The 13,347-nt window shown below is 70.7% G+C and carries 11 protein-coding genes and 1 tRNA gene; 7 read left to right on the forward strand and 5 right to left on the reverse strand.

What is annotated here, in order from left to right; translation table 11 throughout:
- Positions 1–13 precede the first annotated feature (13 nt).
- The 6 genes from OG788_RS18870 (at position 14) to OG788_RS18895 (ending at position 4,778) form a co-directional block, all read left to right on the forward strand.
- A complete protein-coding gene (locus OG788_RS18870; protein WP_406372221.1) occupies positions 14–661 on the forward strand; it encodes an ABC transporter permease in 648 nt (215 codons plus the stop codon).
- On the forward strand, positions 654–1,943 hold the full coding sequence (locus OG788_RS18875; RefSeq protein WP_406372223.1) for a betaine/proline/choline family ABC transporter ATP-binding protein: 1,290 nt from the start codon (positions 654–656) through the stop codon (positions 1,941–1,943). Before OG788_RS18870 ends, OG788_RS18875 begins: the two co-directional genes overlap by 8 nt.
- Positions 1,940–2,806, forward strand: a complete 867-nt coding sequence (locus tag OG788_RS18880) for an ABC transporter permease (RefSeq protein WP_406372225.1) — start codon at positions 1,940–1,942, stop codon at positions 2,804–2,806. Before OG788_RS18875 ends, OG788_RS18880 begins: the two co-directional genes overlap by 4 nt.
- On the forward strand, positions 2,803–3,771 hold the full coding sequence (locus tag OG788_RS18885) for a glycine betaine ABC transporter substrate-binding protein (protein ID WP_406372227.1): 969 nt from the start codon (positions 2,803–2,805) through the stop codon (positions 3,769–3,771). Before OG788_RS18880 ends, OG788_RS18885 begins: the two co-directional genes overlap by 4 nt.
- Before the next feature lie 80 nt (positions 3,772–3,851).
- Complete coding sequence (locus OG788_RS18890) at positions 3,852–4,487, forward strand: ArsR/SmtB family transcription factor (RefSeq protein ID WP_406372229.1); 636 nt, start codon at positions 3,852–3,854, stop codon at positions 4,485–4,487.
- 105 nt (positions 4,488–4,592) lie between these two features.
- Positions 4,593–4,778, forward strand: coding sequence for a hypothetical protein (locus OG788_RS18895; protein WP_406372230.1), 186 nt, complete (start codon positions 4,593–4,595; stop codon positions 4,776–4,778).
- A gap of 27 nt (positions 4,779–4,805) precedes the next feature.
- Here the strand turns inward: OG788_RS18895 and OG788_RS18900 are convergent, their stop codons facing one another.
- The 4 genes from OG788_RS18900 to OG788_RS18915 form a co-directional block, all read right to left on the reverse strand.
- Entirely contained in the window at positions 4,806–5,594 is a 789-nt protein-coding gene (locus OG788_RS18900; protein ID WP_351541893.1) for a S16 family serine protease, read from the reverse strand.
- A gap of 494 nt (positions 5,595–6,088) precedes the next feature.
- Positions 6,089–6,730, reverse strand: a complete 642-nt coding sequence (locus tag OG788_RS18905; RefSeq protein WP_351122686.1) for a helix-turn-helix domain-containing protein — start codon at positions 6,728–6,730, stop codon at positions 6,089–6,091.
- Between the two features lie 519 nt (positions 6,731–7,249).
- Positions 7,250–9,052, reverse strand: a complete 1,803-nt coding sequence (locus tag OG788_RS18910) for a DEAD/DEAH box helicase (RefSeq protein WP_406372233.1) — start codon at positions 9,050–9,052, stop codon at positions 7,250–7,252.
- A gap of 288 nt (positions 9,053–9,340) precedes the next feature.
- Positions 9,341–10,777 (reverse strand): MFS transporter, encoded by a 1,437-nt coding sequence (locus tag OG788_RS18915; protein ID WP_406372235.1) that lies wholly within the window; start codon positions 10,775–10,777, stop codon positions 9,341–9,343.
- A 351-nt stretch (positions 10,778–11,128) separates the two neighbouring features.
- Here OG788_RS18915 and OG788_RS18920 point away from each other — a divergent pair.
- Positions 11,129–11,200 (forward strand) — tRNA-Cys (locus OG788_RS18920).
- 727 nt (positions 11,201–11,927) lie between these two features.
- On the opposite strand, the gene OG788_RS18925 is transcribed toward OG788_RS18920, so the two are convergent.
- On the reverse strand, positions 11,928–13,094 hold the full coding sequence (locus tag OG788_RS18925; RefSeq protein ID WP_406372237.1) for an SUKH-4 family immunity protein: 1,167 nt from the start codon (positions 13,092–13,094) through the stop codon (positions 11,928–11,930).
- Positions 13,095–13,347: the final 253 nt, after the last annotated feature.

A 13,347-nucleotide genomic window follows, 5' to 3' on the forward strand; every position in this document is an offset into this window, starting at 1 on the left:
GGGGTGACGTGGCGTGAACTTCTGGGAGTACCTGAGCAGCCGCCACGAGCAGCTGCTCACGGATGCCTACCAACACGCCAGCGCGGTCTTCCAGTGCATGGTCGTGGCGACCCTCATCGGCGTGCTGATCGGCGTCGTCACCTACCGCAGCGACTGGGCCGGCAACCTCGCCACCACGACGACCTCGGCCATCCTGACCATTCCCTCGCTCGCCATGATCGGTCTGCTGATCCCGATCGTGGGCCTGGGTGTCCCGCCGACGGTGATCGCCCTGACGCTGTACGGGCTGCTGCCGATCGTGCGCAACTCGATCGTCGGCCTGCGCGGCGTCGATCCCTCGCTGGTCGACGCGGCCACCGGGATCGGTATGTCGCGGACGGCCCGGCTGGTGCGCGTCGAACTGCCGCTGGCCTGGCCGCCGATCCTGACCGGCATCCGGATCTCCACCCAGATGCTGATGGGCATCGCGGCGATCGCGGCCTATGCCTCCGGGCCCGGCCTCGGCAACGAGATCTTTCGCGGCATCAGCTCGCTGGGCAGCAAGAACGCGCTCAACCAGGTGCTCGCGGGCACGGTCGGGATCATCATCCTCGCGCTGCTCTTCGACGCCGCCTACGTCCTGCTCGGACGGCTGACCATCCCGAGGGGGATCCGTGCCTGAGACCGCCGAGACGACCGAGCGCCCCGAGGACTCCGCGGCCGGGAGCGCGTCGTCCACCACGGGCGCCACGATCGAGCTGGAGAACCTCACCAAGCGCTACCCCGGCAGCCGCGACGCCGCAGTGGACAGCGTCAACATGGAGATCAAGGCGGGCGAGCTCGTCGTCTTCGTCGGTCCGTCCGGCTGCGGCAAGTCGACCACCCTGAAGATGATCAATCGCCTGATCGAGCCGAGCGGCGGCCGTATCCGCATCGGCGGCGAGGACGTCACCGACATGGACCCGGTGAAACTGCGCCGCAAGGTCGGCTACGCGATCCAGTCGTCCGGGCTCTTCCCCCACATGACGGTCGCCCAGAACATCGCGCTCGTGCCGAAGATGACCGGCTGGCCGAAGGCGCGGGTCAAGGCGCGGGTCGAGGAGATGCTGGACCTGGTCGGGCTGGACCCCGGCGAGTTCCAGGGCCGCTATCCGCGCCAGCTCTCCGGCGGTCAGCAGCAGCGCGTGGGCGTGGCGCGGGCGCTGGCCGCGGACCCGCCCGTCCTGCTCATGGACGAGCCGTTCGGAGCGGTGGACCCGATCACCCGCGACCACCTCCAGGACGAGCTGATCCGGCTCCAGCACGAGTTGCACAAGACGATCGTCTTCGTCACCCACGACTTCGACGAGGCCATCAAGCTCGGCGACCGGATCGCGGTGCTGCGCGAGCACTCGCACATCGCGCAGTTCGACACCCCGGAGGCGATCCTCACCAACCCGGCCGACGACTTCGTGTCGGGTTTCGTGGGCGCGGGCGCCGCGCTGAAGCGGCTCAACCTCAGCCGCGTACGGGATGTGGAGATCACCGGCTGTCCGACGGTCACCGTCGACGACCCGCTCCAGGAGATCTTCGGCAAGCTCCGTTCCAGCGGTACGAACGAGATCCTGCTGCTCGACAAGCGGGGCCGCCCCTACAAGTGGCTGCGGCGCGGCGATCTGATGCGGGCCAAGGGCTCGCTCGCGCGGGCGGGCACGCTGGTGCACGACACGGTGACACGGGACGCCACCCTGCGGGACGCCCTGGAGGCGGTGCTCACGGACAACTCCGGCCGGGTCCCGGTCACCGGGCGGCGCGGCGAGTACACCGGGGTGGTGGACATGGAGACCCTGATGAACTCCGTGCACGAACTCCTGGAGGCCGACCGGCTGGAGGCCATGGAGCACCAGCACGAGCTGGAGGAGGCGCGCGCCCACCAGACCCACTTCGAGCAGGAGGGTGCCGACGGCGGGGAGGCGAAGGCGTGAGCACGCCGCCGACGGACCGGCGCCCCGAGGGCGAGCACGAGGTCAAGGGCGTCCCCTTCCGCGACGACAGCGACGGTGACGGCGAGGGCGAGCGGGAAGCCCCGCCGCCGCACGCGCCCCCGAGGCGCCGGATCAGCTGGCAGAAGCTGACCCTTCTGCCCGCCGTGCTGATCGCTCTGCTGCTGGCCACCTGGATCTGGTTCCAGCAGGCGGACCTCGACGCGATCTCCAAGAACGCCCTGTCGAACGGCCAGGTGTCCAAGGCCCTGTGGCAGCACATCCAGCTGACGCTGATCTCCACGTTCTTCGTGCTGATCATCGCGATCCCGCTGGGCATCCTGCTGACCCGCAAGGCGTTCCGGAAGCTGACCCCGATCGCGATGACGGTCGCCAACATGGGGCAGGCGACCCCGGCGATCGGCCTGCTGGCCCTCCTCGTGATCTGGCTCGGCACCGGCGAGAAGTCGGCCCTGATCGGCATCACGATCTACGCGATCCTGCCGGTCCTCTCGAACACGATCGCCGGCCTGAAGGCCAACGACCCGACCCTGCTGGAGGCGGCACGCGGTATCGGCATGTCACCACTGGGCGTGCTCACCCGTGTCGAACTGCCGCTGGCCGTACCGCTGATCCTCGCGGGCGTCCGTACGGCGCTGGTCCTGAACGTGGGCACCGCGACCCTCGCCACCTTCGGCGGAGGCGGCGGCCTCGGCGTCCTCATCACCACCGGCATCACCACCCAGCGCATGCCGGTCCTGGTCCTCGGCGCGATCCTCACGGTCGCGCTCGCACTCCTTGTCGACTGGCTGGCGTCACTGGCGGAACTGGTGCTGAGGCCGCGCGGGCTGGAGGTGGGGACATGAGGAGGATCCGTGCCCACGCGGCGTTGGCCGGCGTCCTCGTCCTGGCGTCCGCGTGCGGGCTGACCAGCGGCTCCCCGATGACCGACGACGTCAAGCCCGGCACGATCGGGAGGGGCGAGCCGCTCAAGGGGGCCAGCCTCACGGTGGCGTCCAAGGAGTTCACCGAGCAGCTGATCCTCGGCGCGATCATGGGCATCGCCTTCCAGGCGGCCGGCGCCCAGGTGCTCGACCGCACCGGCATCCAGGGGTCGATCGGCGCTCGCGAGGCGGTCAAGAACGGTGACGCGGACGCCATGTACGAGTACACGGGCACCGCGTGGATCACCTACCTCGGCAACAGCGAGCCGATCCCGGATCCGATGAAGCAGTGGCAGGCCGTGCACGACGCCGACCCGAAGAACGGGGTCACCTGGCTGCCGCCGTCCACCCTGAACAACACCTACGCGCTCGCCATGAACCAGGCCAACTTCAAGAAGTACGGCACGAAGACGCTGTCCGACGTGGCCGCGCTGTCGAAGTCGGACCCGAGCGCGGTCACCCTGTGCGTGGAGAGCGAGTTCGCCAACCGGGCCGACGGGCTACCGGGCATGGAGAAGGCGTACGGGATGGACATCCCCGCGAAGAACATCACGCAGATGGACACCGGGATCATCTACACCCAGGTGGCGAAGGGGAGTTGCACGTACGGGGAGGTGTTCACCACCGACGGGCGCATCAAGTCCATGAACCTGGAGGTGATGCAGGACGACAAGAAGTTCTTCCCCAACTACAACGCGGCCCCTGTGATCAACTCCAAGGCCCTGAAGAAGTATCCGCAGATCGCCGAGGTCATCGAGCCGGTGACGAAGAGGCTGAACAACACGGTGGCGCAGGAGCTGAACGCCAAGGTGGACGTTCAGGGCCAGGACCCGCACGAGGTGGCGCTGGACTGGATGACGGCGGAGGGCTTCGTGACGCAGGACTGATCCGGGCCTGATCCTGATCCAAAGAAGCAGTTGCAAAGAAACCGTTGCAAGGGGTTCTTTGCAACGCTATCTTTGTACGCATGACGGAGCAGCCCCCGCTTCCCCCGGAACCCCCGCACCCACCGCAGCCACCCGTGCCGCCCGAGCCCCCACGGCACCGCCGCCTCGACGCCCGCTCCCTGCGCGGACTCGCCCATCCCCTGCGCATGGAGCTGCTGAGCACCCTGCGCCGGAAGGGGCCGGCCACCGCGTCGATGCTCGCCGAGCGGCTGGGCGAGTCCAGCGGAGCCACCAGCTACCACCTGCGGCAGCTCGCCGCGCACGGCTTCGTCGAGGACGCGCCGGAGCGGGGCAAGGGGCGGGAGCGGTGGTGGCAGGCCGCCGACCAGGGTCTGGGCTTCGACGAGGAACTGCTCAAGGACCCGGACCCGGCGGTGCGCGGGGCGGCCGACATGTTCCTGCACGAGGTCGCCACCAGCCATGCCCGTGAACTGTCGACCTGGCTCGGCACCCGCGACGACTGGCCCGAGAGCTGGACCCGCGCCACCGACATGAGCGACTTCACCATGCGTCTGACGCCGGCGCAGTCCCGGGATCTCATCCAGAAGATGCACGACCTGCTCGACAGCTACTGCGCTGTCGAACGCCCCGAGGACGACCCCGAGGCCGCCCAGGTGCGCTTCCACACGCACGTGTTCCCGCAGGCCTCCGACTGACCGGGCCGGTTCACAGCCGGCCCGCTCAAGTGACACGAATCGCACGACTGCTCGGCTCGCACGACTGCTCGGCTCGCCAGATCACATCGAAGAGAGGTCACCCTGATGCACCCGGACACCTATCTCCAGCTGCACCATCTGCGTGCCGCCGACCTGCGCGCCGAGGCGGAGGCCTACCGGCTCACGGCCGAGACCAGGAACCCCCGCCGGCTGCGCGCCCGCGTCGGCTGGACCCTCGTGGAGGTCGGCCTCCGGCTGGCCTCCGCGCCGAAGGCGGCGGTCGCGTTCTAGCACCTGCGGACAGCCCAGGGGCGTGTCCTAGCAGCTCGGGACCGAGCCCTTGCCCTTCTCCAGGGCCACCAGCGCGTCCACCGAGCCCTGAAGAGTGGTCACCGGGATCAGCCGGAGCCCCTTCGGCAGCTCCGACTTCGCGTCCGAGCACTCCGCCTTCGGAACCAGGAACACGGTCGCGCCGTCGCGGCGGGCCGCCTGGGTCTTGAGGGCCACACCACCGACCGCGCCGACCTTGCCGTCGGCGTCGATCGTCCCCGTCCCCGCGACGACACGGCCGCCCGTGAGGTCGCCTCCGCTTCCGTCGCCGTCCAGTTTGTCGACAATGCCGAGCGAGAAGAGCAGTCCCGCGCTCGGTCCACCGACGTCGGCGAGCTTGAGTGTGACCTTGACGTCGCCCTTCTCGTGCAGGTAGCCGAGTGCCGCCTCGGTGGCGGTGTCCTGGGACTTCTTCATCTCGTTCGCGTTGTGCTGCTCGATCTCCTTGACGCTGCCTCCGCTCGGGTAGACCGAGTCACGGGGCATCACGGCCTTGTCCGTGGCGAACCAGCCCTTGAGCACGTCACCGAGGGAGACGTCCGCGTCCGGGCCGGTGGCCTCGATCGTCGTCATCCGCAGCTGACCGCTGGTGTCCCGGGTGGGTGCACCGGTGATCGTGATCACCGGGTCACCCTTGTTCTCGCCGAGGACGTTCGCCGTCAGGCCGGGCTGCGCCAGGGAGAACGGCAGCGGCGCGAACGCCGCCGTGGCGAGCAGAGCCACGACGGGGAGGGCGCAGACAGCGACGGCCTTGGGGCGCGTGAGGCGAGAGAGCACGGGTTCAATCTAACGTCACCGCCCGTCGAGCCCTCCGTACAGGTCCCGCCGGGCGGTCCATGAGCCCGGCGGCAGGAGGTCGGCGTCACGTGGGCCGGCGTCACGTGGGCCGGCGTCACATGGGTCGGTGCCACGGGGGTCGGCGTCACGTGGCCCGGTGCCACGCGGGCCGGCGTCACGTGGGTCGGTGCCACGTGGCCCGGTGCCACGTGGGCCGTCGTCACGTGGGCCGGCGTCACGTGGGCCGGTGCCACGTGGGCCGTCGTCACGTGGGCCGGCGTCACGTGGGCCGTCGTCACATGGGCCGTCGTCACATGGGTCGGTGCCACGCGGCCCGGTGCCACGCGGGCCGGCGTCACATGGGTCGGTGCCACGCGGGCCGGCGTCACGTGGATCGGTGACGCGTGGTCCGGCGGCGTAAGCCTTGTTCGGGGGTGGATCGCGGGGGCTGGGTCATGGGGGCGGGAGGTGGTGCTGCCGGCCGGGCGCCGCGGTCAGCGCAGGGCGTCCGCGACCTCCCGGGCCGCGTCGACCACGCGCGGTCCGACCCGCTCGGGCACGGCGTCCGCCAGCATGACCACGCCCACGCTGCCCTCGACCCCCGTCACCCCGATCAGCGGCGCCGCCGCCCCGCTCGCGCCCGCCTCCAGTTCCCCGTGGGTGAGCGTGTACCCGGGCTCCCCCACCGGCGCCTGCCGGGCGGCGAGGATCGCGCGGCCCGCGGCCCCCCGGTCGAGGGGATGCCGGAAACCGGCACGGTAGGCCACGTGATAGTCCGTCCACGTCGGCTCGACGACGGCGACGGCGAGCGCCTCCGTCCCGTCGACCAGCGTCAGATGAGCCGTCGCCCCTATGTCCTCGGCCAGCGCTCGCAGCGCGGGCAGCGCGGCCTCCCGTACCAGCGGATGCACTTGGCTGCCCAGGCGCAGCACCCCGAGCCCGACCCGGGCACGACCGCCCAGATCACGGCGTACGAGGGCGTGCTGCTCCAGCGTGGCGAGCAACCGGTACACCACGGTCCGGTTGACGCCCAGTTTGTTCGAAAGCTCGGTGACGGTCAGCCCGTGATCCGTGTCGGCGAGCAGCTTGAGGACGCGCAGTCCCCGGTCGAGCGTCTGAGAGGTCTCCGCGGTCACGACGCCCACTCCTTAGTGGTGAGGTCGACGGCCCCCTCTCGGCGGATGCGTCACCGAGTCCCGTCGGCGACGCGCTTCAGAGGCCGCCGGTCGGCCGGCAACCCGGGCTCTTCCCGGGTGCAGTCGCTTCACGGCTGCGCTCCGCGGCGGCGCTGCCACGGGGCGTGTGCGTAGCGGGACAGTAGCGAGCCGGTCCGCTCAGCGGAAGCCTCCGTCCAGAATCCGGGCACGAGCTGGTACGGAGTGATTCCGTTTGTCCCAGAACGCGGGGCGCGCGCCACGCGGCGTACACCGCCCATGCACGCAGCGCACAGGCCACGGCACGCGCCTCCCTCGATGGAGCGCGCCCCCTCCCGTACGGGTCTGGCACCCCGTGCCACGGGTTCCGGATACCACCGGCTCCGGAGGTAACCGGTTCGCCATGTCACCCGGCCCGGCCGTCTCCCCGGCCCGCGGCCCGGTCCCGGAGACCGCCGCCTCCCCGGAGCCACCGCATCCGGATGTCACGGCGTCCGGACATCACCGCATCCGGGTGGCCCACTCCTGGACCTTGGCGATCCGCTGACGAAGCTGTCCGGCCGTGGCCTCGGCGCTCGGCGGGCCGCCGCAGACGCGTCGCAGCTCGGTGTGGATCACGCCGTGCGGCTTGCCGCTCTGGTGGACGTACGCGCCGACCATGGTGTTGAGCTGCTTGCGCAGTTCCAGCATCTCCTTGTGGGAGACGACGGGGCGGCGCTCGGCGGGGAGCTCGAGGAGGTCCGCCTCCTCGTCCGGCTTCTTGCGGCTGTGCGCGATCTGCCGGGCCTGCCGCTTCTGGAGCAGGAGCTGCACCTGGTCGGGTTCGAGGAGCCCCGGGATACCGAGGTAGTCCTGCTCCTCCGCGCTCCCCGGGTGGGCCTGCATGCCGAACTCGGCGCCGTCGTAGAGGACCCGGTCGAAGACGGCCTCGGACTCCAGCGCCTCGAAGGAGAACTGCTCCTGCTCGCCGGTGTCCTCGTCCTGCTCCTTGTTCGCCTCCTCCATCTCCTTCTCGGACTCGGCGTACGGGTCCTCCTCGCCCTCCTTCTTGGGCTTGTCGAGGGCGTGGTCGCGCTCGACCTCCATCTCGTTGGCGAAGGTGAGGAGGTCGGGGACGGTCGGCAGGAACACGGAGGCCGTCTCGCCGCGCCTGCGGGACCGTACGAAACGGCCGACGGCCTGGGCGAAGAAGAGGGGGGTCGAGATGGTGGTGGCGTACACACCGACGGCCAGGCGCGGCACGTCGACGCCCTCGGACACCATGCGGACGGCGACCATCCACCGGTCCTCGCTCGCGGCGAAGTCGTCGATGCGTTTCGAGGCGCCGGTGTCGTCGGACAGGACGACGGTGGCCTTGGAGCCGGTGATCTCCCGGATCAGCTTGGCGTAGGCGCGGGCCGAGTCCTGGTCGGTGGCGATGACGAGGGCCCCGGCGTCCGGGATGCCCTTGCGCACCTCGGTGAGCCGCTGGTCGGCGGCGCGCAGCACGCTCGGCATCCACTCGCCGCGCGGGTCGAGCGCGGTGCGCCAGGCCTGGCTGATGGCGTCCTTGGTCATCGGCTCGCCGAGCCGGGCGGCGATCTCGTCGCCCGCCTTGGTGCGCCAGCGCATGTTGCCGCTGTAGGAGAGGAAGATGACGGGCCGCACGACGCCGTCGCCGAGGGCGGACCCGTAGCCGTAGGTGTAATCGGCGGAGGACCGGCGGATGCCGTCCCTCCCCTCCTCGTACGTGACGAAGGGGATGGGGTTGGTGTCGGAGCGGAACGGCGTACCCGTGAGCGCGAGCCGGCGGGTGGCGGGCTCGAACGCCTCCAGGCAGGCCTCGCCCCACGACTTGCTGTCACCGGCGTGGTGGATCTCGTCGAGGATGACGAGGGTCTTGCGCTGCTCGGAGCGGTTGCGGTGCAGCATCGGCCGCACACCGACGCCGGCGTACGTCACGGCGACGCCGTGGTACTCCTTGCTGAGCGGCCCGGCGCTGTACTCGGGATCCAGCTTGATCCCTATCCGCGCGGCCGCCTCGGCCCACTGCTTCTTCAGGTGCTCGGTCGGCGCGACCACGGTCACCTGCTGCACGACGTGGTGGTGCAGCAGCCAGGACGCGAGTGTCAGCGCGAACGTCGTCTTGCCGGCGCCGGGGGTGGCTACGGCGAGGAAGTCGCGCGGCTGCTCCTGGAGGTACCTCTCCATCGCCCCCTGCTGCCAGGCACGCAGCTTGTTGGCGGTGCCCCAGGGGGCACGGCCGGGGAAGGCGGGCGAGAGGTGATGCGAGTGCGAGGAGGCGCTGGCGGCGGTGGTAGTCACGGTCTCCGGTCTGGGTGTCGAATGGGAGCGTCCGGGTCCACGCGCGACGCGTCAGCGGTGACGGGTGGGCGGCTCGGCTACGTATGACAACCGGGCCACCCTACCGGCGCCCGGCTCGTCCCGAGGTGCGGACGAGGCCGGGTCACCGGCGGATGGGATTGAGGTCACATCGCCTCGTGCGGCGCCCTCGGACGTGAGTCGATCAGCCCCACGCGGCACGCGATCCGCGCCCGATGCCCGCGCGCCGGCTCGGCCAGGTCCAGGACCTCGGGGTCGAAGCCGTACGGCCTACGGCTCCCGCAACCGTGTCGTCACCCACGCCCCTACCAGCGCCACCGCGGCCATCGGCAGGAACACCGCGGCGAAGGCGGCCGGGTGGGAGCTGTGGGAGCCGGAGGCCGCGTCGGTGGCCGCGTGGGCCACCGCGCCGCCGCCCAGGGCCGCGAAGGCGGCTCCGCCCGCGGCGAGCAGCAGCACGTTCGACAGGGCGTCGGAGATCTGGAGGGCGGCCGAGTTGCTGCCGGCCTCCTCGGGAGCCGAGAGATGGAGCAGCAGCACGCTGGTCGAGGCGATCACCAGGCCCATCCCGAAGCAGCCGAACCCCCAGGCGACGGCGACGCTCCACACCGGCACGGCGGGGATCAGCACGCTCGGCGCGGCGGCGACTGCCGCCGCGACCAGCAGCATGCCGACGAACATCAGACGGTCCCGGTACGGCTCCACACGCGGCCGCGCCTGCACCCAGGAGCCCAGCGCCCAGGTGCCGCCACCGGCCGCGAGGGAGAGCCCGGCGAGCGTCGGCGACAGCCCCCGTTGGGTGACGAGCATCAGCGGCACGAAGGACTCGGCGGAGATGAAGGCGCCTGCGGCGACCCCGCGCAGCAGCACCACGGACGGCAGCCCGCGCGCCGCACGCCATGTGCCGTGCGGCAGCAGTCCGCGCACGGCACAGGCGAGCAGCGCGGCACCGGCCGCGGCGGGTACGAGGGAGAGCGGGCGCAGATCCTGGGCGGCGTACTGCAGCAGCCCCGCGCCGAGCGCGATCCCGAACGCCAGCCGGATGCGCCGCCGGTCGAGCGGTGCGCGGGCGCCCGCCCCCGCGGGTCCCGAGGCCCGCCGCCGTATCTGGGGCAGCGCGAGCGCGAGCGGAACGCCGACCAGTGCCGGAATCCCGATGAACACCCAGCGCCAGCCGAGGTGCTCGGTGATCGCACCCGCCGCGAGGGGTCCGACCACGGACGGCACCACCCAGGCCGCCGCGAACGCGGCCATGATCGCGGGCCGCAGCCGCTCCGGGTAGGCCCGCCCGACGACGACGTACAACGCGACGATGACGAGCCCGCCGCCGAGTCCCTGGACGGCCCGCCCGAGGATGAACACCCACATGCCGCCGGCCGTCCCGGACAGCAGCAGCCCCGCCGCGAACGCGCCGATGCCCGAGGCCAGCGAGGCCAAGGGCCCGTCGCGGTCGGACCACTGCCCGGCGAGGACCATCCCGAACAGGCTCGTCGTGAAGTAACCGGAGAACGCGAACGCGTACAGGGCGACCCCGTCGAGCTCCCGCGCGGCGACGGGCATCGCGGTCCCGACGGCGGTCGCCTCGAACGCGATCACCAGCACCACGGACACGATGCCGATGCTGAGCGCCCGGTACGGCCGGCTCAGCACCCCGCCCTCCCGCTCGGACAAGGCCGTCGCGACGTCGCGCGCTTCCACTGCTGTCATGGCCGCCAGCGTAAGGTGCGCAGCCCGCACTGACTCCTGTCCGAAGACGGTGATCAACCGGTCCTTTGGTCGTACGACCACTCCCCCGGGCCCCGGCACGACCACCCCTCCCTCCCCACCCGACCACTCCTCGAGCCGCGTCCGACCGCCCCTCCGTCCGCGCCGGACCACACCCCGAGTCCGCGCCCCGATCCCCTGCACGACCCCTCTCCGATCCGGCCGCCCCGCGGTTCATGAACGGGGTGTGGCAGTCGCGTTGCGGCGGCGCCGGAACCCTTGAGCCCGCCCCCGAACCCCCTTACGGTCGACCCATCAGGTTCGGAACGAGTGAGCCGTGCCGCACCTGAGAACGGCCGTGTGCCCGAGTGGTTCAGGGACTCGCCTGCAAAGCGAGTTACGCGGGTTCGATTCCCGCCACGGCCTCTAGCGCCTGACCAGGCAAAATGGAATGGAGGCACCCCGAGGGGGTGCCTCCATTCCTGTTCGCCCGTCTCAGTTGACGCCGCCCTGCATCTTGAGCGCGTGCCACCGAGGCTGATCACCAGCTCGCGGCGCGACGGATGGAGCGCACACCGACGCCTCCTTGGAGAAGCCGGGACGCACAATTTCCCCTGGCGTCGCCGTAGGGACTGCTATTTCACGTTGTGAGAGAACCAGCCGTGGGAACAACTACCGCACCTGCCGTTACTGCCACGGGTCCATCCCTCGCACACAATACAGGCCAGGCAATTCAGTATATCTGTTCCATTCCCCAGCCCTGCTCTCTCCAGGCGAGACAGCACCTTTTCATGCACCTCATCCAGCTGAGGTTGCAGCCTTTCCAGATCGTCCGCATTCTCCTTGAGCGCTTTCTTCTGCGCGTCGGTCAAGTCAGTGTCGAGGTCCACTGTATTCCCTCATTTCACAGCAGAGAAGCCGTGCGTCTATACCGATTGTCACCCAAGCAAGACGGGAAAGCACCTGGAGCAATTACCGGATCACGGTCAACTATTTCCTCGGCAAAACGGCAAAGAATCAATAATTCCGCTCACGACTGGCGCGAAGGCCAGGTGCCGTCCCTTCGGCCGTCCGTCTCCTCGTGCAGCAGCTGTCGGCTGGAGTGGCGTGCGTCCTGCTCGGGTTCGCGCCCGCCGGAGCCGGAGCGGTGGCGCTAGGCGTACAGGGTGCCGCCCGCATGGTTCTCGAATATCTCCGGCCAGTGGCGCCGGCCGTCGTCGCCCGGGAGGGACGGGGTCGGGTCGCAGGCGGCGGGGTCGACGGTGGCGAGGGTCTCGGTCAGAGTGGCGGCGAGCTGTTCGTAGGAGCCGCTGAGACCGTGGGCCGCGTCCACCGACTTCTCGCGGTGGAGGAGCCAGAGAGTGAACGCGAGCGTGGAGATGTCCGCGTTGAGCGGGCGCAGGGTGAGGTCCGGCTCGCTCCAGGCCAGCACCGCGCCCGTGATGCCGTCCACGACCAGGCTCGTGTCCTCCAGGAGGTAGCCGAGGCGGATCAGGCGGTGGGCGGCGGCCGGGAGCAGGCCTGCGGAGAACGCGTCGGGGCGCTCGTCCGCGTAGTACTCGGTGAGGGCCGGCAGCGGCATCTCCGTGTCCAGCTGGAAGAGGAAGCCGTCCTCGGGCAGGCCGGTCTCCCGCAGGAAGCGGCGGGTCGGTTCGTGCGTCAGCGCGGGCGGGAAGTCGACGTCCTCGAAGCGCATGATCTCGCCCGCGCCGAACTCCTCGTCCAGCAGCCGCTTGGGCAGGCCGAGGACGAGCCCTTCACCGGGTCCGGCGATCCGGGCGAGTGGGCGGATCAGCGCCGCCATCCGCCAGTACGGCGGTACGTGCCCGCCCACGCCGTCCTCGAAGACGGCGCTCAGCCGGTCCGACACCTCCGCGACCGCCTTCGGGCCGAACGGGCCCGGTCCGCCCCGGGACAGGGTCAGTTCCTCGGTGGCCGCCGCGAAGCGCAGCAGGGCCTCCAGGGAGGGCGCCAGGGGTGAGAGGTCCAGGTGGGCGGGGTTCCGCTGGACGTGCGTCGAGGAGACCTCGCCCGTCGTCCCGTCCAGCACGATCGACTCCAGGTCCCGGTCCAGGCTGCGCAGCGCCCCGATGACGAGCCGGTCGCGCAGCTCCTCGGCGAGCTTGTCGGCGTCGCCGGCCAGGTCGGCGACGGTGCGCAGACCGTGCTCCCGCAGCGTGCCGAACCCGAGGAGCCTGCCGTCGCCGGGCAGTCCGGGGCCGGTGAGGCGGTTCCGCGTGCCCGCGTGCGTGATGAACGGATCCAGTGCGTCGTCGGCCAGTGTGATCGCGCCGCCGACATCGGTGTCAGTCGTACTCATGGCTCCCCCGCGCATGTGAACGCATTGTGCTTCCCCCACGGGGGAACGGCCGGTCGTCCCACGGCAGTTCCCCTTTGAGCCAGAACCATACGCCGCCCCACTGACAACGCCAGAAACACGCGGGAACAGGCTTCCCACGGAACGGGGTGGGCCGGACGTCCAGGGTGTCCAGGGCATCCCGGGTCCTCAACCCGGCGCGCGGGCCGGTCCCGGCCGAGAACGACCGAGTTCGGCGGAGACCGGCGGAGACCGG

The organism is Streptomyces sp. NBC_00647, from assembly GCF_045207245.1.
Classification (GTDB): Bacteria; Actinomycetota; Actinomycetes; order Streptomycetales; family Streptomycetaceae; genus Streptomyces.

Coding starts and splice junctions, on each gene's coding strand:
- OG788_RS18885 (WP_406372227.1), top strand. CDS start 2,803: ATGAGGAGGATCCGTGCCCACGCGGCGTTGGCCGGCGTCCTCGTCCTG.
- OG788_RS18890 (WP_406372229.1), top strand. CDS start 3,852: ATGACGGAGCAGCCCCCGCTTCCCCCGGAACCCCCGCACCCACCGCAG.
- OG788_RS18895 (WP_406372230.1), top strand. CDS start 4,593: ATGCACCCGGACACCTATCTCCAGCTGCACCATCTGCGTGCCGCCGAC.
- OG788_RS18915 (WP_406372235.1), bottom strand. CDS start 10,777: ATGACAGCAGTGGAAGCGCGCGACGTCGCGACGGCCTTGTCCGAGCGG.
- OG788_RS18925 (WP_406372237.1), bottom strand. CDS start 13,094: ATGAGTACGACTGACACCGATGTCGGCGGCGCGATCACACTGGCCGAC.